We start from the raw sequence: 20,860 nt of genomic DNA, 5'->3' as shown, positions 1-20,860 counted from the left end.
GAGAAGGAGCTGCGCTTCGCCGTTCGCGAGGGCGGCCGCACGGTGGGCGCCGGCGTCGTGGCGGAGATCATCGAGTAACATGCCTGGGCGGCCCCAGGGCCGCCTGGCACCACATGCCGGACTCCGAGGGGAGGGCGCCTTCGTGGTAGCCTTCCCCTTCCGTGTCTGATGAGGTAAGTCATGCCGAAGGGCAATCGTTCCATCATTTCGCTCGAGTGCACTGTGTGCAAGGAGCGGAACTACACGACCACGAAGAACAAGCGGAAGAGCCAGGACAAGCTCGAGCTGAGCAAGTTCTGCCCTCGTTGCCGCAAGCATCAGGACCACAAGGAAGGTAAGGTCTAGGTCGGTAGTTCCAGGGAAGGTTCTAGGCCAGTAGCTCCAACGGTAGAGCAGCGGTCTCCAAATCCGCGTGTTGGGGGTTCGAATCCCTCCTGGCCTGCCAACTCTCAGTGGGAGCGGGAGCCCCCGGTACCTGGAGGTACCGGGGGTTCCTGTGTTTTCGCAGTCCCACATTTACCGCATCCGTAGTACCCCGTGAGGCACCATGGCGACGGCATCAGAAGCCAGCCAGCAGGCTAACCGCTCGGCAATGGACCCGAAGCGGCTCGTGGTCATCTTCTATCTCCTCGCCGGCATCATCCTGGCCCTCTTCCTGGAGCGCGTCTTCGGGTTGCTGTGGGCGCGGTTCGGCTGGGGCGACCCCATCCTCATCGAGGGCCTGGACTGGAAGGTGTCCACGCTGGTCGGCTACCTGCTCGCCGTGGGGCTGACGCTCGGTGCGTACTTCCATCCGCGCACCCACGCGCTCTCGCTGGACGTGGCCTCGGAGCTGATGAAGGTCACCTGGCCCACCTGGTCGGAGACCCGGGCATCGACCATGGCCGTGGTCGTCGCCTCGCTCGTCGCCGCGGTGGTCCTCTTCTTCATCGACACCATCGCCTACAGCTTGATGGTGGATTGGCTACCCGCCGTGTGGGGGAAGCTGTAATGGCGATGAAATGGTACGTGGTCCACACCTACTCGAACTTCGAGAACCAGGCGAAGAAGAGCCTGGAGGAGAAGATCCGTCTCGAGGGTCTCCAGGACCAGTTCGGCGAAATCCTGATTCCGATGGAGCAGGTCGTCGAGATGGTGAAGGGCGAGAAGAAGACGTCTCGCCGCAAGTTCTTCCCCGGCTACATCTTCGTGCAGATGGAGCTGAATGACCGGACGCTCCACCTGGTGAAGAACACGCCCAAGATCACCGGCTTCCCCGGCACGGGGCAGAACCAGAATCCGCTGCCCATCTCCGACCAGGAGGTGGCCCGGCTCACGTCGCAGATCTCCGAGGGCACGCTCAAGCCGAAGCCCAAGGTGCAGTTCGACGAGGGCGACACGGTGCGCGTCATCGACGGCCCGTTCGCCAACTTCAACGGCACCGTCGAGGAGGTCAACGCGGAGAAGGGCCGCGTGAAGGTGCTGGTGAGCATCTTCGGCCGCGCCACCCCCGTGGAGCTGGACTTCATGCAGGTGGAGAAGACCACCGGCTGAATCAGGTGTTGTTCGCGGCGTGTCCTCCAGGTAGGACACGCCGCGCTCGTTTTCCGTGCCCGTGAAGGGCGCGGAACCATGGGTGGGAGGGCCTCCCCGTCTGGCGGCCCGCCCGTACCACCCCCTCGAAAGGCAGTCGTCAGCCGATGAAGAAGGTCACAGGACAGGTCAAGCTGCAGATTCCCGCCGGCAAGGCGAACCCCGCTCCGCCGATCGGCCCCGCGCTCGGTCAGCAGGGCGTGAACATCATGGAGTTCTGCAAGCAGTTCAACGCCAAGACGCAGGCCGAGGCCAAGGAGGGACTGATCATCCCGGTGATCATCACCGTGTATCAGGACCGCTCCTTCACCTTCATCCTGAAGACGCCGCCGGCGGCCATCCTCATCAAGAAGGCCGCGGGTCTGCACACCGAGAAGAAGAAGGGTTCGGGCGCGAAGAAGCCGGGCAAGGAGAAGGTCGGGCAGATCACCCGCGCCCAGCTCGAGGACATCGCGAAGAAGAAGATCCAGGACACCACCGCCGCGTCGCTCGAGGCCTGCATGAACACCATTGCCGGCACCGCGCGCTCCATGGGCATCGACGTCGTCGGCTAGGCCGCCGCCCACCCACTCACGACAAGGATTTCTGTCATGGCTCAGAATGGGAAGAAGTTCCGTGCGGCCACCGCGCTGGTGGACCGCGAGAAGCGCTACCCCGTCTCCGAGGGCTTCGCGCTCCTGAAGAAGACCGTGGAGGCCCGCGGCACCAAGTACGACCAGACGGTGGACGTGGCCATCAACCTGGGCGTGGACCCGAAGCACGCGGACCAGATGGTCCGTGGCGCCGTGGTGCTCCCGCACGGCACCGGCGCCACCGTGCGCGTGGCCGTGTTCGCCAAGGGTGAGCGCGCCACCGAGGCCGGCAACGCCGGCGCGGACATCGTGGGCGCCGAGGACCTCCAGAAGCGCATCGAGGAGGGCTTCCTCGACTTCGACACCGTCATCGCCACCCCGGACATGATGGGTGTCGTCGGTCGCCTCGGTAAGGTGCTCGGCCCCCGCGGCCTCATGCCGAACCCGAAGGTCGGCACCGTCACCATGGACGTCGCCAAGGCCGTTCGCGACGCCAAGGGCGGTAAGGTCGACTTCCGCGCGGAGAAGGCCGGCATCGTCCACGCGAAGATGGGCAAGGCCTCCTTCGACCAGGACAAGCTCGAGGCCAACTTCAACGCGCTGGTGGACCTGGTGATGAAGCTCAAGCCGGCCACCGCCAAGGGCGTCTACCTGCAGGGCATCGCCATCTCCACGACGATGGGGCCGGGCATCAAGCTCGACACCACGGAAATCCTGGCGCGCCACCGCTAGGCGCCCTGGAGGGCAGGCGGCCGTGACACCCCCGACGGGGTTGTCAGACGTGCCGCCTGTCTGACGTCACAGGTTCGAAAGTTCTGGATCTTTGCTGAAGCCGGGGGTATAGGCCCCCGGCTTTGCAATTGGAGCGCCACGTCGCGAGACGGGGCGTTCCGACCTGGTTCATGACAGCAGGGACCAGGGGCGGTGGAGCGTCTCCCGTTGGGAACCGGGCAACCGGTCGGGGCCGTTCTTTCCACCCCGGGTTCAAACGACCGTAAGGTCAGCCCTGCCGAGACTGAGGGTGCGGTGTGGTGCCTCTCGGAGGCTCCTCTCGCTCTGCCACTTTGGCCCAGGCATCACGCCCGTCCGGATGGACGGGCCAGTAAGGAGGTGAGTCAAAGTGCTGAAGAGCGAGAAGGAAGAGATGATCAAGGAGCTCCACGAGAAGTTCTCGCGGACCAAGACGGCCATCGTCGCCGAGTTCTCCAAGGTCGATGTGGAGACGGTGACGAAGCTGCGCAAGAAGTTCCGTGAGGGCGGCGTCGAGTACAAGGTCATCAAGAACACGCTGGCGCGCCGTGCGGCGCAGGGCACGTCCGTGTCGGTCATCGCCGATGACTTCACGGGCCCCGTGGCCCTGTGCATCAGCTACGGCGATGTGGTGGCCCCGGCGAAGATCCTGACCGAGTTCGCGAAGGACCTCGAGGACAAGATCAAGATCCGCACCGCCGTTGTCGACGGGAAGAAGGTCGACGTCAACGGCGTGAAGGCCCTGGCGAAGATGCCGGGTCTGCCGGAGCTGCGCGCCCAGCTGCTGGGCATGCTGAACCAGCCGGCAGGCAAGCTGGTCCGGACCATCGCGGCCCCCGGGTCGCAGCTCGCGCGGGTGCTGCAGGCCCACGTGGACAAGCCGCAGGGGTAGTTTCCCTGATTCATCCGAGAAGTATTGCTACCAACACCTCTTCGGCCGTACCTCTCCCGTGGGCGGGGTGGCCGTTAGTCGAAACCAGAAGGACACAGTTCAATGGCTGACCTGAATGCGATCGTTGACCAGCTCTCCGCGCTGACCGTCATGGAGGCGGCGGAGCTGGTGAAGCAGCTCGAGAACAAGTGGGGCGTCTCCGCCGCCGCCGTCGCCGTGGCCGCCGGCCCGGCCGCCGCGGCCGCCGCCGCTCCTGTCGAGGAGAAGACGGAGTTCACGGTGGTGCTGTCCAACGCCGGCGCCAACAAGATCAACGTCATCAAGGAGATCCGCGCCATCACCGGCCTGGGCCTGAAGGAGGCCAAGGACCTGGTCGAGGGCGCGCCCAAGACGGTCAAGGAGGGCGTCAACAAGGACGACGCCAAGAAGATCAAGGACCAGCTCGTCGCGGCTGGCGCCACCGTCGACATCAAGTAGTTCAGACAGGGGCTGCCAGGTATTCCGGGAATTTCCAGGCAGCTTCCTGACCGGATGAGCAGGCCGGCGCTCCCAGCAAGGGGGACGCCGGCTTTGCCCATTTGACAGTTACAAATTTCCCGGCGCCGCCGCGCGTTACTGATGTTTGCCCGCCCGAGCAGTCGTCCCCGGAGCCAGAATGCCGACGCAGATCCAGAACAATTTCCGCGTGCGGAAGACCTTCGCGAAGATCGCGAAGATCATCGACATTCCCAATCTTATCAACATCCAGAAGCAGTCCTACGAGAAGTTCCTCCAGGCGGACATCGCGCCGGAGAAGCGTGAGGACATCGGTCTTCAGGGTGTTTTCAAGTCCGTCTTCCCGATTCGCGACTTCAACGAGACCTCCTCGCTGGAGTTCGTCAGCTACCACCTGGAGAAGCCGAAGTACGACGTCGACGAGTGCCACCAGCGTGGCATGACCTACTCGGCGCCCATCAAGGTCGTCGTGCGCCTGGTCGTCTGGGACAAGGACGAGGAGACGGGCGCGCAGTCCATCCGCGACGTGAAGGAGCAGGAGGTCTACTTCGGGGAAATCCCGCTGATGACCCAGAACGGTACCTTCATCATCAACGGTACCGAGCGCGTGGTGGTGAGCCAGTTGCACCGCAGCCCGGGTGCCTTCTTCGACCACGACAAGGGCAAGAGCCACTCGTCCGGCAAGCTGCTCTACAACGCCCGCATCATTCCCTACCGCGGCTCGTGGATCGACTTCGAGTTCGACCACAAGGACCTGCTGTACGTGCGCATCGACCGGCGCCGCAAGCTGCCGGCCACCGTGCTCATCCGCGCGCTGGGCGCCGTGGGTGACACCGCGAAGAAGAACCCGCTGGAGTTCAAGGGCTCCACCGAGGAGATCCTCAACTACTACTACGCCACGGAGACCATCTACCTCCAGAGTGGCACCGACTTCGAGAAGAGCGTCGAGCTGGAGCTGCTCCCCGGGCAGCGCGCCACGCGCGACATCAAGACGAAGACGGGCGAGCTCATCGTCAAGAAGAACCGCAAGTTCACCCGCGCCGCCATCAAGAAGCTGGAAGCGGCGAAGATGAAGACGCTCCCCATCGACGCGGACGAGCTCTTCACCAAGGTGTCCGCCTACGACGTGGTGGACGAGAACACCGGCGAGGTCATCCTCGAGTGCAACGAGGAGGTCTCCCAGGACAAGGTCGACGAGCTCCTCAAGCGCAACATCAAGGAGTTCAAGGTCCTCTTCATCGACAACCTCAACGTGGGTCCGTACCTGCGTGAGACGTTGATGCTGGACAAGATCGAGACGCCCGAGCAGGCCATCATGGAGATCTACCGGCGCCTGCGCCCGGGCGATCCCCCGACGCCCGAGACGGCGATCAACCTCTTCACCAACCTGTTCTTCAACCCCGAGCGCTACGACCTGTCCAAGGTCGGCCGCCTCAAGCTGAACTTCAAGTTCGGCCTCGAGGAGCCGCTCGACGGGCAGATCCTCACCAAGCGGGACATCCTCGAGGTGATCCGCTACCTGATCGACCTGAAGAACGGCAAGGGGACCATCGACGACATCGACCACCTGGGCAACCGCCGCGTCCGCGCGGTGGGCGAGCTGCTGGAGAACCAGTACCGCATCGGCCTGGTGCGCATGGAGCGGGCGATCAAGGAGCGCATGAGCCTCCAGGAGATCGAGACGCTCATGCCGCACGACCTCATCAACGCCAAGCCCGTCACGGCGGTCATCAAGGAGTTCTTCGGGTCCAGCCAGCTGTCGCAGTTCATGGACCAGACGAACCCCCTGTCCGAGGTGACGCACAAGCGGCGCCTGTCCGCCCTCGGGCCCGGCGGCCTCACCCGCGAGCGCGCGGGCTTCGAGGTGCGCGACGTGCACCCGACGCACTACGGCCGCATCTGCCCCATCGAGACGCCGGAAGGTCCGAACATCGGCCTCATCGCGTCGCTGTCCACGTACGCCCGCGTCAACGAGTTCGGCTTCGTGGAGACGCCGTACCGCAAGGTGGAAGCGGGCGTGGTGACGACGGATGTGGCCTTCTACTCGGCGCTCGAGGAGGAGAAGCACACCATCGCCCAGGCGAACGCGGAGACGGACAAGAAGGGCAAGTTCCTCAACGCGCTGGTATCCAGCCGCCGCGGCGGTGAGTTCGTCCAGGCTCGCGCCGAGGACGTGGACCTGATGGACGTGTCCCCGAACCAGCTGGTGTCGGTGGCCGCGTCGCTCATCCCCTTCCTGGAGAACGACGACGCGAACCGCGCGCTCATGGGCTCCAACATGCAGCGCCAGGCGGTGCCCTTGCTGCGCACGGCGGCCCCGCTGGTGGGCACGGGCATCGAGGCCATCGTCGCGCGCGACTCGGGCGTGACGTGCGTGGCCCGCCGCGACGGCGTGGTGGAGAGCGTGGACGCCGGCCGCATCGTGGTGAAGGCGGACGTGCCGGCCAACCTGAGCGACGTCACGAGCGAGGTCGACATCTACAACCTCCTCAAGTACCAGCGCTCCAACCAGAACACCTGCCTCAACCAGAAGCCCATCGTCAGCAAGGGCGACAAGGTGAAGAAGGGTGACGTCATCGCCGACGGCCCGGCCACCGAGACGGGTGAGCTGGCGCTGGGGCAGAACGTCGTCGTGGCGTTCATGCCGTGGCAGGGCTACAACTTCGAGGACTCCATCCTCATCAGCGAGCGCATCCTCAAGGACGACGTCTTCACGTCGATCCACATCGAGGAGTTCGAGTGCATCGCGCGCGACACCAAGCTGGGCAAGGAGGAGATCACCCGCGACATCCCGAACGTGGGTGAGGAGGCCCTCAAGGACCTGGACGAGAGCGGCATCATCCGCATCGGCGCCGAGGTGAAGCCCGGCGACGTGCTGGTGGGCAAGATCACCCCGAAGGGCGAGACGCAGCTGTCTCCGGAAGAGAAGCTGCTGCGCGCCATCTTCGGCGAGAAGGCCGGCGACGTGCGTGACAGCTCCCTGCGCGTGCCGCCGGGCGTGGTGGGCACCGTCATCAACGCCAAGGTGTTCAGCCGCAAGGGCGTGGAGAAGGACGAGCGCGCCAAGCAGATCGAGTCCATGGAGGAGGCGAAGCTCCTCAAGGACCAGAACGACGAGATCAAGGTCCTCCAGGACAGCGCCTTCGGCCGCATCCGCGCGCTGGTGCGCGGCAAGGAGGTCCAGGGCAAGCTCGTGGACGACAAGGGGAAGATCCTCCTGAAGAAGGGGGACATCCTCAACGACGAGCTGCTCTCCACGGTGCCCTTCAAGTACTGGGGTGAGATCTCCGTCGGCGACCCGCTCGACTCCCGCATGCGCGACATCCTCCGCAACCTGGAGGAGACGAAGGAGGCCGTGAAGCTGGCCTTCGGCGAGAAGATCGCCCGCATCAAGAAGGGCGACGAGCTGCCGCCGGGCGTCATCAAGATGGTGAAGGTGTACGTCGCCATCAAGCGCAAGCTGGCCGTGGGCGACAAGATGGCCGGCCGCCATGGAAACAAGGGCGTCGTGTCCCGCATCCTCCCCGAGGAGGACATGCCGTACCTGGAGGACGGGCGTCCGGTGGACATCGTCCTCAACCCGCTCGGCGTGCCCAGCCGCATGAACATCGGGCAGATCCTCGAGACGCACCTGGGCTGGGCGGCCAAGGGCACCGGCGAGGCGCTCCAGCAGTACGTGGAGGCCAACTGGAGCTCCGCGGCCATCAAGGAGCGGCTCAAGGTCATCTACGACGACCCGAAGTTCGGCGAGTTCCTCGACAGCCTCAGCGACGAGGAAGTGGTGCAGCTCTGCCGCCGCTCCAAGCGCGGCATCCACGTGGCGACGCCGGTGTTCGACGGCGCGCAGGAGACGGAGATCCACAAGCTGCTCGACGAGGGCCACCTGCCCCGCACGGGCCAGATGGTGCTCTTCGACGGGCGCACTGGTGAGCCGTTCGACCAGAACGTCACCGTGGGTGTCATGTACATGCTGAAGCTGCACCACCTGGTGGACGAGAAGATCCACGCCCGCTCCATCGGGCCCTACTCGCTCGTCACGCAGCAGCCCCTGGGCGGCAAGGCCCAGTTCGGCGGCCAGCGTCTGGGAGAGATGGAAGTGTGGGCGATGGAGGCCTACGGCGCGGCGTACACGCTGCAGGAGTTCCTCACCGTCAAGTCGGACGACGTGGTGGGCCGCACGCGCATGTACGAGGCCATCGTCAAGGGCGACAACGTCCTCGAGAGCGGCCTGCCCGAGTCGTTCAACGTGCTCCTCAAGGAGCTCCAGTCCCTGGCGCTCGACGTGGAGCTGCTGGAGAGCGCTCCGCCGGAGCGGCAGCGCAGCTTCGGAGGCGACTTCCTCGGCGGTGGTGACGGCGAGGAGCGCAAGACGGGGACCGAGGCCTGATTCTAGCCGGTGCGCCCGCCTGACCGGCCGCCCGCCTCCCCGGCAAGAGGGGAGGGCGCGGCCGGGTCCGGGGCGGGGGCCCGAATCAGCTGGCGACCCTGTGAGGGGGTCGCCTCACGAGATTTCGGAGGCAACGTGAAGGACATTTTCAACTTCTTCGAGAAGCCGAAGGACCCGCTGTCGTTCAACGCCATCCGCATCGCGCTGGCGTCGCCCGACAAGATCCGCCAGTGGTCTCACGGCGAGGTGAAGAAGCCGGAGACCATCAACTACCGCACCTTCAAGCCCGAGCGGGACGGCCTCTTCTGCGCCCGCATCTTCGGGCCGGTGAAGGACTACGAGTGCAACTGCGGCAAGTACAAGCGCATGAAGCACCGTGGCGTGGTGTGCGAGAAGTGCGGCGTGGAGGTCATCCAGTCCAAGGTGCGCCGTGAGCGCCTGGGCCACATCACCCTGGCCACGCCCGTGGCCCACATCTGGTTCCTCAAGTCGCTGCCGAGCCGCATCGGCAACCTGCTCGACATCACCCTGAAGGAGCTGGAGAAGGTCCTCTACTGCGAGAGCTACATCGTCCTCGACCCGAAGGCGACGCCCCTGCAGAAGGGCGAGCTCATCAGCGAGGAGAAGATGCACCGGCTCTTCCAGGAGCACGGTGAGGACTCCTTCACCGCGGGCATGGGCGGCGAGGCCGTCCGCGAGATGCTCAAGGCGCTGGACGTGGAGAAGCTGGCCGAGGAGCTCCGCAAGGACATGCGTGAGACGTCCAGCGAGGCCAAGCGGAAGAAGTACGCCAAGCGCCTGAAGGTGGCCGAGGCGTTCCGCTCGTCCGGCAACAAGCCGGAGTGGATGATGCTGGACGTGATTCCGGTGATTCCGCCGGACCTGCGTCCCCTGGTCCCCCTGGACGGCGGCCGCTTCGCGACCTCCGACCTGAACGACCTGTACCGCCGCGTCATCAACCGCAACAACCGCCTCAAGCGGCTCCAGGAGCTCAACGCCCCGGACATCATCATCCGCAACGAGAAGCGGATGCTGCAGGAGGCCGTGGACGCGCTGTTCGACAACGGCCGCCGCGGGAAGACGATTACGGGCCCCAACAAGCGGCCGCTGAAGTCGCTCTCCGACATGCTCAAGGGCAAGCAGGGCCGGTTCCGTCAGAACCTGCTCGGCAAGCGCGTGGACTACTCGGGCCGCTCCGTCATCGTGGTGGGCCCCGAGCTGCGCCTGCACCAGTGCGGCCTGCCGAAGATCATGGCGCTCGAGCTGTTCAAGCCGTTCATCTACAACAAGCTCGAGGAGAAGGGGTACGTCACCACCATCAAGTCCGCGAAGAAGATGGTGGAGAAGGAGCGTCCCGAGGTCTGGGACATCCTCGAGGACGTCATCCGCGAGCACCCGGTGCTCCTCAACCGCGCGCCCACGCTGCACCGTCTGGGCATGCAGGCCTTCGAGCCCGTGCTGATTGAGGGCAAGGCCATCCAGCTCCACCCGCTGGTGTGCGCCGCCTTCAACGCGGACTTCGACGGCGACCAGATGGCCGTGCACGTGCCGCTCTCCATCGAGGCTCAGATGGAGGCCCGCGTGCTGATGATGTCCACCAACAACATCCTCAGCCCCGCGAACGGCAAGCCCATCATCGTCCCGACGCAGGACATGGTGCTCGGCATCTACTACATGACCCGCGCCCGCGAGTTCGCCAACGGCGAGGGCCGCGTCTTCTCCTCCCCGGACGAGGTGCGTGCCGCGTACGACCACGGCGAGGTGCACCTGCAGGCGAAGATCGTCTGCCGCATCGACGGCAAGCGGAAGGAGACCACCGTCGGCCGCGTCCTGCTCTGGGAGGTGGTGCCGCGCCGCGTGGGCTTCGACGCCATCAACAAGGTGCTCGACAAGAAGTCGCTCGGCGGCCTCATCGACCTCTGCTACCGCCTCACCGGCGAGAAGGAGACGGTGCTGCTGGCCGACCGCGTCCGCAGCCTCGGCTACTACAACGCCACCCGCGCCGGTATCTCCATCGCGCTCAAGGACATGATCATCCCTGCGAAGAAGCAGGAGTTCCTGGACTACGCGCGCAAGGAAGTGTCGGAGATCGAGAACCAGTACCTCGAGGGCCTCATCACCGACGGTGAGCGCTACAACAAGGTCATCGATATCTGGGCCGAGGTGACGGAGAAGGTCGCCCAGGAGATGATGCAGCAGATCTCCGGCGAGGAGACGACGGGCGAGAAGGACGGCAAGCGCGAGACGCGCAAGCAGCCGTCGTTCAACCCCATCTACATCATGGCCGACTCGGGCGCGCGTGGTAGCGCCCAGCAGATCCGCCAGCTGGCGGGTATGCGCGGCCTGATGGCGAAGCCCTCCGGCGAAATCATCGAGACGCCCATCACGGCCAACTTCCGTGAAGGCCTCTCCGTGCTGCAGTACTTCATCTCCACGCACGGCGCCCGCAAGGGCCTCGCGGACACGGCGCTCAAGACGGCCAACTCCGGTTACCTCACCCGCCGTCTCGTCGACGTGGCGCAGGACGCCATCATCAACGAGTACGACTGCGGCACCATGGACGGCCTGTTCATCGGCGCCCTGGTGGAGGGCGGCGAAATCATCGAGCCGCTCGGTGAGCGCATCCTGGGCCGCGTGGCCCTGGACGACATCCTCGACCCCGTCACGGGCGAGGTGCTGGTGCGCGCCAACGAGGAGATCGACGAGGACCGCGTCCGCCGCATCGAGAACAGCGGCCTGGACAAGGTGAAGATCCGCTCGGTGCTCACGTGCCAGGCCAAGCGCGGCATCTGCGTGGAGTGCTACGGCCGTGACCTGGCCCGCGGCCGCAAGGTGTCCGTGGGTGAGGCGGTCGGCGTCATCGCGGCGCAGTCCATCGGCGAGCCGGGTACCCAGCTCACGATGCGCACCTTCCACATCGGTGGTGCGGCGACGCGGCGCGCGGAGCAGTCCAGCCTGGAGAACCGCTACGCCGGCTCGGTGAAGTTCGCGGGCCTCATCACCGTGCAGAAGACGGACGGCACGCTGGTGGCCATGAACCGCAACGGCGAGCTCGTCGTGGTGGACGACTCGGGCCGCGAGCGCGAGCGCTACCAGGTCATCTACGGCGCCCGCATCCTCGTGAAGGAGGGGCAGCGGATTGAACCGGGCACGCTCGTGGCCGAGTGGGATCCGTTCGCCATTCCGCTGCTCACCGAGGTCGGTGGTGTCGTCCGGTACGAGGACATCATCGAAGGCGTGACGATGTCCGAGACGCTGGACGAGGTCACGGGCCTCTCCCGCAAGACGGTCATCGAGTCCAAGGACCCGGAGGCGCGCCCGCGCGTCACCATCCGCGACGCCCAGGGCAACGTGAAGGACCTGCCCAGCTCCCGCAACCCGGCGAGCTACTTCCTGCCGCAGGGCTCCATCATCACCGTCAACGACGGCGATGAGATCCACCCGGGCGAAGTGATTGCCAAGGTGCCGCGCGAGACGACGAAGACCAAGGACATCACGGGCGGTCTGCCCCGCGTGGCCGAGCTCTTCGAGGCGCGCAAGCCGAAGGACGCGGCGGCGATTGCCGAGATCGACGGCGTGGTGTCGTTCGGCAAGGACACCAAGGGCAAGCGCAAGCTCATCATCACCCCCGAGGTGAACGGCGAGCAGCGCACCGACCTGGCCAAGGAGTACCTGATCTCCAAGGGCAAGAACATCAGCGTCCACTCCGGCGACCGCGTGAAGGCCGGCGAGGCGATGATGGACGGCGCGGCCAACCCGCACGACATCCTCAAGGTGCTGGGCGAGAAGGAGCTGGCCCGCTACCTGGTGGACGAGGTGCAGGAGGTCTACCGACTGCAGGGCGTGAAGATCAACGACAAGCACATCGAGACCATCGTCCGGCAGATGCTGCGCCGGGTGCGCGTCACCGATGTGGGCGACACCAACTTCCTCGTCGACGAGCAGGTGGAGAAGTGGGTGTTCGAGGAGGAGAACGAGAAGGTCATGTCCGAGGGCAAGCGTCCCGCCGTGGGCGAGCCGCTGCTGCTCGGCATCACCAAGGCCTCGCTCTCCACCGAGTCGTTCATCTCGGCGTCCTCCTTCCAGGAGACCACCAAGGTGCTCACCGAGGCCGCCATCAACGGCAAGGTGGACTACCTGCGCGGCCTCAAGGAGAACGTCATCATGGGCCGGCTCATCCCCGCCGGCACGGGCCTGCCGAACTACAAGCACCTCGACATCGAGGTGGAGAGCCCCGCCGACGAAGTCACGGAGATGGAGGCCGCCCTGGCCGCCACTCACGGCGACGGCCCGCTGACGCCGCCTCCCGCCCGCCCCGAGGGAACCCAGACGACCGGCGCGGCCTAGGCCTCGCGTCCGGCCGCCCCTGAATGGGCGCTCCGCTGAAGACTGCCGCCGCCTCGGGACTCCTCCGGGGCGGCGGTTTTCTTTTTTTAACTCTTCTCCAGGTATTCGCGTTTTTCGAGCCGGGTTGGCTTGACCTCCATGGCGCGGTGCGTTAATTACTGAACGCGAAGTTGACGCACCTGGTTACCGCCTGGCGCGAGCCGGGATAGGGGAGGACGGTAATGACGACGAAGAACGAGACGACCGAGGCGAAGCACGCTGAGACTCCCGCCGCGGAGCCCGCGAAGGTGGCGGCGCTGGCGCAGAACGTGGAGAACTTTCTGAAGGCTCAGCTCGCGGTGGCGCAAAAGCGCATCGAGGAGCTGGAAGGCGAGGCCCAGAAGGTCGTGAAGACGCTGGAGAGCCGCGGCCAGGAGGCGGCGAAGGAGGCCCAGGCGCTGTGGGGCAAGCTGCAGGCCGGTGAGCTGCTGGCGGACCCGCGCGTGAAGGAGCTGGGCAAGAAGGTGGACGCCGCCAGCACCGAGCTGCGCAAGCGGCTGGACGGCCTCCAGACGAAGGTCGTGGAGGCGGTGGGCGTCGCCAGCCAGGCGCAGCTCAAGGACCTCAACAAGGAGCTGGCCAAGCTGTCGCGCAAGGTGGACGCGCTGCTGAAGCCCGTGCGCCGCGGCACGAACGGCGCCGCCAGGCCGGCCAGCAGCCCCTCGTCCTCCCCGCGCGCCTGAGCCCGGCGCACGGTGTGTGACGGAGAGTGATACCTCTCCTTTCCATGAGTGGACTGCGGAAAGGGGAGGAGCTCGCCGTCGTTCCCTTCACGTCGGGGGTGTGATTACTTGGACCACCCCCGACTTTTCCGGGCCAGCTGGCCCGGCGGACCCTCCCGGAGAGACCCCATGGACAACAAGCCCGAGGCCCCCCGAGAGAAGAACCCTGTCGCGGAGACCTTCGAGCGGCTCTGGAGCCAGGCCCTGCTGGCGGTGAACACGGCGGAGGAGGAAGCCTCCCGGGCCGTGCAGCGCGTGGCCCAGGTGGCCGGCTGGAGCCAGGAGGAAGTGAAGCGCCAGGCTCGCGAATTCACGGAGCGGCTCGCCGGACACCGGAGAGACCTGGAGCACAACGTCGAGGAGCGTGTGCGCCTGGCGCTCACCCGCCTGAAGCTGCCCCGCCGTGAGGAGCTGGCGTCGTTCGGCGCGCGGTTGGACCGGCTCGCCGAGCGCATCCAGGAACTGGAGCAGCAGAAGTGACGGCTCCCGCCCAGACGGGCGGGAGGTCTTTCGGCAGGCGTCTCTTCGAACATCTCCACGCCCTGAGCTCCGGCTGTTCCCGGCTCCCGCTGCTGGCGGGAGTGGCGCTCGTCGTGTCCGCGCGGCTGGTGCCGCTGCTGGACCAGCGCCCCGTGCAGCCGGTGGTGCCGGAGGCGGTGGCGGCGGAGAGCACCTCGCCCGAGGCGGCCCTCATCGACGCGGTGCTGGCGCGGCGGGCCCCGGACCTGGGCCTCACCCTGCGCCGGCAGCTCGGGCAGGCCATCGCCGAGGAGGCCGCGCTCACGGGGTATGACCCGCTGCTGATCCTGGCCCTCATCGACGTGGAGTCCGACTTCGAGGAGGAGGCCATCTCCGAAAAGGGGGCTCGCGGGCTGATGCAGATCAAGCCCAGCACGCTGCACTTCCTGGCGGAGAAGGAGGGCCTGAGGCTGTCCCGCGAGGAGGTGACGGCGGACCCCGCACTCTGCGTGCGGCTGGGCATCCGCTACCTGCGCTCGCTGCAGAAGAGCTTTGGCGGGGACCTGGACCTGGCGCTGATGGCGTACAACGCCGGCCCCACCCGCATCCGCACCGCCATCAAGCAGGGGGAGCTGGAGCGCTTCAAGCGCTACCCCCGGGCCGTGCGGCGGGACTTCCGGCGCTTCCGCGAGGGCCATGGCCTGGGCGGCGACTGGGCCCTGGCGCAGCGCGAGGTGCCTCCGGAGCCCGTCCAGCCGGCAGCCCCCTGATGGGGGAGCGAGCGGGCGGCGGATGAATCTCCGGGCGGCACGGCCGCTCCAACCGGGGACACGCGCGCCTTGTCCCGTCCCCCGGGGTGCGCTAAGCGTTGCAAGTACCCGGGACTGTTGGAGATTCCCAGGAGTGACCCGCATGAACCGCCTGCTCAGGAGCACCGCTCTCGCCGCCGCGCTGGCCCTGGCCCCCATGGGGGCTCTCGCCGGCTCCGTGTACCTCAATGGCGTCAAGATTGACGGCGTCACCAACCAGAAGTTCGAGAAGGCCACCGTCCGCATCGACGAGGCCGGCAATGTCCACATCGACGCGCCCGGCTATGCCGCCCGCGTGACGGCGGTGACTCCGGCCGCGCCCGCGGCTCCAGTCACGGCGTCGGCGGCGGCCTCGGCTCCGGTGACGGGCGCTCCGGCCCCGGTGGCTCCCGCGGCGGGCACCCCGGCTCCCACGAGCGCGACGGTGCCGGCGGTGGCCACGGCCCCGGCCGCGCCCGCGCGCATCACCCAGCGCTACTGGCTGGTGACGGAGCAGACGGTGCCGGGCATGACGGAGTACGACATCGACGTGTTCATCAACTCCAAGTGGCTGCGGAAGCTGCGCGGCAACGAGGACCAGGTGGTGCTCGACATCACCCGCCACCTCCTGCCCGGGGCGAACAACGTCACGCTGATTGCCCGGAAGAACGCGGGGACGCGGCGCGGCAACTCGCCGGACCACGTGTTCCGGGTCATCATTGGCGAGGGGAACGAGGGCGGCGGGAACGTGATGATCGACAATCCCCTCATCCGCTTCCAGAAGACGGCGGCGGACACGCAGGACGCCACTCAGGAGTACACCCTCACCACGCGCTGACGGGTGGGGGATGCAGGTCAACGGAGACCACCGTGTTCAACCTCGATGAGCGCTACCGCGGTCTGCCCGCCACACGGGAGCAGATCCTCGCGCTGCACACCTCGCTCAACACGCCGCACGTGGCCATTCCCGGCAAGCAGGCCGGGCCGGCGCAGGCCTTCGTCGTGGGCATCCGCGGAGGGCAGGGCGCGGCCGTCTTCGTGTACCTCTACCTGGCGGAGGCCGCGGACTGCGCGGTGTACCTGTCCGGCCGGCGCAACATGACGGCGGACGAGTACCGCGAGGACGAGGGTGATGCGCTCGCCTTCGTGGAGTCGCTCGGGTTCATGATGGACGACGCCAACTGGCGCGCCGTGCCCCCGGCCCAGCAGGACGAGTGGCTGAAGACGCTGCCGGTGTTCTTCAAGGACCCGAAGCTCGTGCCCGCCGTGGTGGCGCGCGCCGAGGAGAAGAAGAACGTCACCACCACCCTGGGCCGCTTCCTGGCCGCCTTCTGAGTCCCCGCCTCACCCTCCCTCTCGCGGAGAATCCACCGCCCCATGTCCCGCCTCGCCCTCGCGTCCTGCTCGCTCGCGCTGCTGCTGGTGTCCGCCGGTTGTGCCCACACTCCCTCCGAGAAGGAGCGCCGGAGCGCGGAGATCCACTACGACCTGGCCCTCCAGGCGCAGCAGCAGGGCAACATGCAGGAGGCGCTGCGTGAGCTGAACGTCTCGCTGGAGAACGACCCGGACTACCCGGAGGCCCACAACGCCCTGGGCATCCTGCTGCACCTGTCGTTCCGCCGTCCGGACGAGGCCATTGCCCACTACGAGCGCGCGCTGAAGGTGCGCCCCAGCTTCTCCGAGGCGCGCACCAACCTGGCCAACGTGCACCTGGACCAGGGCCGCTACGACGAGGCCATCAAGCTGTACGAGCAGGTCCTCAACGACATGCTCTACCCCACGCCGTACATCGCCCAGGGCAACATGGGCTGGGCCTACTACAAGAAGGGCGACACGGAGCGCGCGCTGGAGAGCATCAAGGCCGCCGTGACGACCAACCCCTCCTTCTGCCTCGGCTACAAGAACCTGGGAATCATCTACGACGGGGCGGGGCGCACGGATGACGCGTGCCGCCAGTACACGCGCTACCGGGAGGCCTGCCCGGACGTGGGCGACGCGTACCTGCGCGAGGGCGTGTGCCAGGCGAAGCGGGGACAGGTGGACGCGGCGAAGGCGGCCTTCAGCCAGTGTGAGGCCAAAGCGAAGGCCGCTGAACACGAGTTGAGGGACGATTGCAGGAGGTTGCTGGAAAAGCTCTAGCCGGTTGGCTATCTGGACGCCCGTGGACCACGTCGAATTCGGCAAGTACCTCAGCCAGCAGCGGGAGCTCCGCGGGCTCTCACGCGAGGACGTCGCGCGGGAGACGAAGATTCCCCCCACGCTCATCGCGGCGCTGGAGGCGGGGCAGGTGGAGCGGCTCCCCTCGCGCATCTTCGTGGTGAACTACATCAAGGCGTACGCGCACGTCATTGGTATGTCCCCCGAGGAGGCGGTGCTCCGCTACGAGGAGGTGGACAAGGCGGTGCCCGCGCCCGCGCCGGCGCAGCTCGAGCGGGAGCGGCGCAAGCGGGCATACGTGGGCCTGACGGTGCTGCTGGTGGCCCTGGCCCTGGGCGTGTACCTGTTCCTCGTGCTGAGCGGGAAGCTTCCCTCTCCGCTCGTGCGTTGAATCATCCTCATGGAGCGTTTCGACGATGACGCGCTCGTGCTGTCCACCATGGACTATGGGGAGACGGACCGTCTCGTCACCCTGCTGACGCGTGAGCACGGAAAGCTGACGGCCTTCGCCGCCGGAGCCCGCAAGAGCAAGCGGCGCTTCGCGGGCGCGCTGGAGCCGTTCATGCGGCTGCGCGTCCACATCGTGGAGACGCGCGGCAGCACGGTGCGCCTGGACTCGGCGGACATCGTCGCGGGCTACTACTCGGCGCGCGAGGACCTGTCCCTCATCGCCCGGGCGCTGTACGCGGTGGAGCTGTGCCGCGAGCTGACGAGGGACCACGAGCCGCACCCGGAGCTGTTCGCCCTGCTGGAGGAGTACCTCGCCCGGCTGGACGCGAAGGAGGCGGGCCCCACGTCGCTCCTGGCCTTCGAGCTGTCCGCGCTGGCGCATGCGGGGCTGATGCCGCGCTTCGACGCGTGCACGCTGTGCGGCGGCGAGCCGGGGGAGCGGCCCCGCTTCGACCAGGCCCACGGCGGCGCGGTGTGCGAGGCCTGTGGCGGCCGCGCGCGCGAGGCGGTGGCGGTGCCGGTGGCGCTGCTGTCGGGCCTGCGCGCGATTCAGGAGGGCCAGCGCATGCCGTTGCCCGCGGACCTGCGGGCGAGGGCCCGGGGCCTGCTCAACGTCTTCATCGCGCACCACCTGGGCCGGCGTCTCAAGAGCGTGGACTTCATGGCCCAGGTGGGCCTGGACTGACCGGCGCGCCCGGGCGTGGAGGAGCGATGAGCGAGGGGACGCAGCCGCCGCTGGACGTGGTGTGCTTCGGCGAGACGCTGGTGGACTTCCTCCCGTCGGCGCCGGGGCAGCGCGTGCGGGACGTGCCGGAGTGGCGCCCGTGCACGGGTGGCTCTCCGGCCAATGTCGCGGTGGGACTGGCCCGGCTGGGGCTGCGCCCGGCCATGCTGGGCGTGGTGGGCTCGGACGAGTTCGGCCACTTCCTGCGCGAGCGCCTGGCCTCGGAGGGCGTGGACGTGAGCCGCCTGCGGCAGACGGCGGAGGCCCGCACCGGGCTGGTGTTCATCTCGCTGGATGCGCGCGGGGAGCGCAGCTTCACGTACTTCCGGACGCGCTCGGCGGAGTTCCTGCTGGGCGGGGAGGACGTGGACGCGGGCTTCCTGCTGCGGGCGAAGGCGGTGCACTGCGGCTCCAACTCGCTGCACCGGCAGGAGGCGCGCGAGGCCACGGTGCGGATGCTGGAGGTGGCGCGCGGCGCGGACCGCATCGTGAGCTGCGACCCCAACCTGCGCCTGCACGCGTGGGAGGACCCGAGCGAGCTGAAGGGGCTCCTGGCGCGCATGTTGCCGTTGTGCACCGTGGTGAAGCTCTCCGAGGAGGAGATTGGCTTCGCCACGGGGACGGACGTGCCGGACGAGGCGCTGGCGCGGCTCGCGGCCCTGGGCGTCGCGCTGCCGGTGGTGACGCTGGGCGAGCGGGGCGCGGTGCTGCTGTGGAAGGGCGAGCGCGTCCACGTGCCGGCGCCGCGCGCGCGGGTGCTGGACACCACGGGCGCCGGGGATGGCTTCGTGGCGGCGCTGCTGCACGGGCTGGTGCGGTGGTACGGCGGCGCGCGGGCGCTGTCGGAGGCCACGTGCGCGGAGCTGGCGGCGCTGGCCACGTTCGCGTGCGAGGTGGGCTCGCGGGTGGTGGAGCGGTTCGGCGCGGTGGACGGGCTGCCTCGCGCGGAAGAGGTGGCGGCGGTGATGCCCTCGCGCCCGCCCGCCTCCGGGTGAGGGAGGCGGGGGCTTCGGGTCCCGGCGTTACTCGGGAGTGACGCGCGCGACGACGATGTCGCTGTTGGACGTGCCCAGGATGGCGGTGTGCCCGTCGTTCTCGCGCGGGGCCCTCAATCCGCCAGCGGCTTGAAGAGGTCGTAGTCGAAGCGCTCGTACGGGGGCGTCACCTTCTGGCGGCGCTGGTCGTACCGCTCGAAGCCGTGGGCCTGGGCATGCGTGCGCCGGCCCTGCTCCTCCAGCCAGCGCGCCAGGCCGATGTACGTCGCGTCGATGGCCTCGGCCGTCCCCTGCACCCGCGCCGTGGCGTACGTCCTCGCGGGGAGCACCAGGGTGTGCAGGCCCTCCGGCGTGGGACCGAAGCCGCTCACCTCGGTGCAGACCTGGTAGGTGTGGACGCCGTCGGCGCTCGCTCGCAGGTGTTCGCTCTCCGGGAAGCATCCGTAGAACACGTCGGGCTCCACCCGGTGGGGAATGGAGTCCAGGCGCTTGACGAGTTCCGTCCACGCGAAGGGCACGCGGTGACTCAGCTCGCTGCGCCGGCCCACGACCTTGATGCCGACCAGCTTGATTTCGCCTCGGGACACGATGGAAACGTTCATGGGCCTCACACCCTGCACCTTGAACCAGGTTGAAGCTCAAGGATAAAGCAGCCGCATGCTGACGATTTCCCAGTTCGCGGACCGCAGCGGCCTCTCACCCAGCGCGCTGCGCTTCTACGAGCGCAAGGGGCTGCTGGTGCCCGCCACCCGGCGTGGGAACGGCTACCGCGCCTACGCTCCGGGGCAGGTCGGCGAGGCCCGCTTCATCAGCAGCCTGCGAGCCGCGGGCATTCCCATCTCGGCCATCCGCGAGTTCCTCCGGCGGGACGGCCGCTCACGGGAGGCGATGCTCGCCACGTGGCGGCAGGACATGTCCGCGCGCCTGCTCTCGCTCCAGATCGCGGACCAGTACCTGCGGGGATTGAAGGCGTCCCAGCCTCGGGTCCACCTGGAGCACTGGGCGGAGCCGTCCGTGCTCGTGTGGTTCCCTGTCTCCGCGCCGGAGGGCCCGTTGCCCTTTCGCCCCTGCGTGCCCGCGCGCAAGAAGGAACTGGAGCGCCGGGGCCTGACGGTGCTGACCAGCGGCTATGTCCGCACACTGGACCTGGTGGACGGGCAGCTCACGGGTGAGGTCGGGTTCCGGCTCAAGCCCGGGCGGCGGGTCCCCCAGGGCGCGCGGCGCCAGGACGTGTCGCCCACGCTCTTCGCCACCCTGGAGTGCACCCTTCGCGATGACCTGGCCGCGCACCGCGTGTTCCGCTTCCTGGACGAGCTCGGCTTCCGGCCCGACGGCCTCCACCTGGAGCGCTACCTGCCGGGCGCGTCGGACCGGTACCTGCTCATGATTGCCGTCCAGCGCCTGTAGCTCATGTGTACATGCTGGCGAGCTCCATCTTCCGCGCACAGCTTCTCGATTTCCTCCGGGCCGACTCCAGGGGACCGGGCAGGCGAGGGGGGCTCGTGCCAGGG

The 20,860-nt window shown here is 67.5% G+C and carries 21 protein-coding genes and 1 tRNA gene; 21 read left to right on the top strand and 1 reads right to left on the bottom strand.

Features of this window, described 5'->3' with window-relative positions; translation table 11 throughout:
* From K8638_RS45140 to K8638_RS09145, 20 genes are all read left to right on the top strand, one after another.
* Positions 1 to 78: hypothetical protein (locus tag K8638_RS45140; protein ID WP_223754080.1), on the top strand; the 78-nt coding region annotated here is incomplete at its 5' end.
* Positions 79 to 180: 102 nt separating this feature from the next.
* A complete protein-coding gene (rpmG, locus tag K8638_RS09235) occupies positions 181 to 345 on the top strand; it encodes a 50S ribosomal protein L33 (RefSeq protein ID WP_011553120.1) in 165 nt (54 codons plus the stop codon).
* Positions 346 to 369: 24 nt separating this feature from the next.
* Positions 370 to 445 (top strand) — tRNA-Trp (locus K8638_RS09230).
* Between the two features lie 102 nt (positions 446 to 547).
* A complete protein-coding gene (gene secE, locus K8638_RS09225) occupies positions 548 to 991 on the top strand; it encodes a preprotein translocase subunit SecE (protein WP_223754068.1) in 444 nt (147 codons plus the stop codon).
* Positions 991 to 1,533 (top strand): transcription termination/antitermination protein NusG, encoded by a 543-nt coding sequence (nusG, locus tag K8638_RS09220; RefSeq protein ID WP_223754067.1) that lies wholly within the window; start codon positions 991 to 993, stop codon positions 1,531 to 1,533. Before secE ends, nusG begins: the two co-directional genes overlap by 1 nt.
* A 146-nt stretch (positions 1,534 to 1,679) precedes the next feature.
* Complete coding sequence (gene rplK / locus K8638_RS09215) at positions 1,680 to 2,126, top strand: 50S ribosomal protein L11 (protein WP_223754066.1); 447 nt, start codon at positions 1,680 to 1,682, stop codon at positions 2,124 to 2,126.
* Positions 2,127 to 2,162: 36 nt separating this feature from the next.
* Positions 2,163 to 2,876 (top strand): 50S ribosomal protein L1, encoded by a 714-nt coding sequence (gene rplA / locus K8638_RS09210; RefSeq protein ID WP_223754065.1) that lies wholly within the window; start codon positions 2,163 to 2,165, stop codon positions 2,874 to 2,876.
* 388 nt (positions 2,877 to 3,264) lie between these two features.
* Entirely contained in the window at positions 3,265 to 3,786 is a 522-nt protein-coding gene (rplJ, locus tag K8638_RS09205; RefSeq protein WP_169350806.1) for a 50S ribosomal protein L10, read from the top strand.
* Between the two features lie 102 nt (positions 3,787 to 3,888).
* Complete coding sequence (rplL, locus tag K8638_RS09200; protein WP_223754064.1) at positions 3,889 to 4,263, top strand: 50S ribosomal protein L7/L12; 375 nt, start codon at positions 3,889 to 3,891, stop codon at positions 4,261 to 4,263.
* Positions 4,264 to 4,441: 178 nt separating this feature from the next.
* Positions 4,442 to 8,668, top strand: coding sequence for a DNA-directed RNA polymerase subunit beta (gene rpoB, locus K8638_RS09195; protein ID WP_223754063.1), 4,227 nt, complete (start codon positions 4,442 to 4,444; stop codon positions 8,666 to 8,668).
* 135 nt (positions 8,669 to 8,803) lie between these two features.
* A complete protein-coding gene (rpoC, locus tag K8638_RS09190) occupies positions 8,804 to 13,015 on the top strand; it encodes a DNA-directed RNA polymerase subunit beta' (RefSeq protein ID WP_223754062.1) in 4,212 nt (1,403 codons plus the stop codon).
* 221 nt (positions 13,016 to 13,236) lie between these two features.
* Complete coding sequence (locus K8638_RS09185) at positions 13,237 to 13,737, top strand: hypothetical protein (protein ID WP_223754061.1); 501 nt, start codon at positions 13,237 to 13,239, stop codon at positions 13,735 to 13,737.
* A gap of 168 nt (positions 13,738 to 13,905) precedes the next feature.
* Positions 13,906 to 14,256, top strand: a complete 351-nt coding sequence (locus K8638_RS09180; RefSeq protein ID WP_223754060.1) for a phasin family protein — start codon at positions 13,906 to 13,908, stop codon at positions 14,254 to 14,256.
* Entirely contained in the window at positions 14,253 to 15,005 is a 753-nt protein-coding gene (locus K8638_RS09175) for a lytic transglycosylase domain-containing protein (RefSeq protein WP_223754059.1), read from the top strand. Before K8638_RS09180 ends, K8638_RS09175 begins: the two co-directional genes overlap by 4 nt.
* A gap of 142 nt (positions 15,006 to 15,147) precedes the next feature.
* Positions 15,148 to 15,861, top strand: coding sequence for a hypothetical protein (locus K8638_RS09170; protein WP_223754058.1), 714 nt, complete (start codon positions 15,148 to 15,150; stop codon positions 15,859 to 15,861).
* Positions 15,862 to 15,893: 32 nt separating this feature from the next.
* Positions 15,894 to 16,358, top strand: coding sequence for a social motility and stimulation tgl protein (locus K8638_RS09165; protein ID WP_223754057.1), 465 nt, complete (start codon positions 15,894 to 15,896; stop codon positions 16,356 to 16,358).
* A gap of 42 nt (positions 16,359 to 16,400) precedes the next feature.
* On the top strand, positions 16,401 to 17,162 hold the full coding sequence (tgl, locus tag K8638_RS09160) for a social motility TPR repeat lipoprotein Tgl (RefSeq protein WP_223754056.1): 762 nt from the start codon (positions 16,401 to 16,403) through the stop codon (positions 17,160 to 17,162).
* 22 nt (positions 17,163 to 17,184) lie between these two features.
* Positions 17,185 to 17,571, top strand: a complete 387-nt coding sequence (locus K8638_RS09155) for a helix-turn-helix transcriptional regulator (protein ID WP_223754055.1) — start codon at positions 17,185 to 17,187, stop codon at positions 17,569 to 17,571.
* Positions 17,572 to 17,580: 9 nt separating this feature from the next.
* On the top strand, positions 17,581 to 18,315 hold the full coding sequence (recO, locus tag K8638_RS09150; protein ID WP_223754054.1) for a DNA repair protein RecO: 735 nt from the start codon (positions 17,581 to 17,583) through the stop codon (positions 18,313 to 18,315).
* Positions 18,316 to 18,341: 26 nt separating this feature from the next.
* Positions 18,342 to 19,349 carry a carbohydrate kinase family protein gene (locus K8638_RS09145; protein WP_223754053.1) on the top strand — a complete coding sequence of 336 codons (1,008 nt, stop codon included), beginning with the start codon at positions 18,342 to 18,344 and terminating at the stop codon, positions 19,347 to 19,349.
* Positions 19,350 to 19,462: 113 nt separating this feature from the next.
* Here the strand turns inward: K8638_RS09145 and K8638_RS09140 are convergent, their stop codons facing one another.
* Complete coding sequence (locus K8638_RS09140) at positions 19,463 to 19,951, bottom strand: GyrI-like domain-containing protein (RefSeq protein WP_223754052.1); 489 nt, start codon at positions 19,949 to 19,951, stop codon at positions 19,463 to 19,465.
* Positions 19,952 to 20,006: 55 nt separating this feature from the next.
* Here K8638_RS09140 and K8638_RS09135 point away from each other — a divergent pair, with 55 nt between their 5' ends.
* A complete protein-coding gene (locus K8638_RS09135; protein ID WP_223754051.1) occupies positions 20,007 to 20,756 on the top strand; it encodes a MerR family transcriptional regulator in 750 nt (249 codons plus the stop codon).
* The last annotated feature ends 104 nt before the right edge of the window (positions 20,757 to 20,860 follow it).

Origin of the sequence: Myxococcus sp. RHSTA-1-4, assembly GCF_020037125.1 — a bacterium.
Lineage (GTDB): Bacteria > Myxococcota > Myxococcia > Myxococcales > Myxococcaceae > Myxococcus.
Note: the sequence above shows the minus strand (reverse complement) of the source record. Positions and strands in the feature narration are given on the sequence as shown.

Bases quoted from the DNA above. Each gene is read 5' to 3' on its own strand.
- rpoB (WP_223754063.1), top strand. From the start codon at position 4,442: ATGCCGACGCAGATCCAGAACAATTTCCGCGTGCGGAAGACCTTCGCG.
- K8638_RS09145 (WP_223754053.1), top strand. From the start codon at position 18,342: ATGAGCGAGGGGACGCAGCCGCCGCTGGACGTGGTGTGCTTCGGCGAG.
- tgl (WP_223754056.1), top strand. From the start codon at position 16,401: ATGTCCCGCCTCGCCCTCGCGTCCTGCTCGCTCGCGCTGCTGCTGGTG.
- secE (WP_223754068.1), top strand. From the start codon at position 548: ATGGCGACGGCATCAGAAGCCAGCCAGCAGGCTAACCGCTCGGCAATG.
- rplK (WP_223754066.1), top strand. From the start codon at position 1,680: ATGAAGAAGGTCACAGGACAGGTCAAGCTGCAGATTCCCGCCGGCAAG.
- K8638_RS09185 (WP_223754061.1), top strand. From the start codon at position 13,237: ATGACGACGAAGAACGAGACGACCGAGGCGAAGCACGCTGAGACTCCC.
- nusG (WP_223754067.1), top strand. From the start codon at position 991: ATGGCGATGAAATGGTACGTGGTCCACACCTACTCGAACTTCGAGAAC.
- K8638_RS09170 (WP_223754058.1), top strand. From the start codon at position 15,148: ATGAACCGCCTGCTCAGGAGCACCGCTCTCGCCGCCGCGCTGGCCCTG.
- rpmG (WP_011553120.1), top strand. From the start codon at position 181: ATGCCGAAGGGCAATCGTTCCATCATTTCGCTCGAGTGCACTGTGTGC.
- K8638_RS09140 (WP_223754052.1), bottom strand. From the start codon at position 19,951: ATGAACGTTTCCATCGTGTCCCGAGGCGAAATCAAGCTGGTCGGCATC.
- K8638_RS09135 (WP_223754051.1), top strand. From the start codon at position 20,007: ATGCTGACGATTTCCCAGTTCGCGGACCGCAGCGGCCTCTCACCCAGC.
- K8638_RS09180 (WP_223754060.1), top strand. From the start codon at position 13,906: ATGGACAACAAGCCCGAGGCCCCCCGAGAGAAGAACCCTGTCGCGGAG.
- rplL (WP_223754064.1), top strand. From the start codon at position 3,889: ATGGCTGACCTGAATGCGATCGTTGACCAGCTCTCCGCGCTGACCGTC.
- rplA (WP_223754065.1), top strand. From the start codon at position 2,163: ATGGCTCAGAATGGGAAGAAGTTCCGTGCGGCCACCGCGCTGGTGGAC.
- recO (WP_223754054.1), top strand. From the start codon at position 17,581: ATGGAGCGTTTCGACGATGACGCGCTCGTGCTGTCCACCATGGACTAT.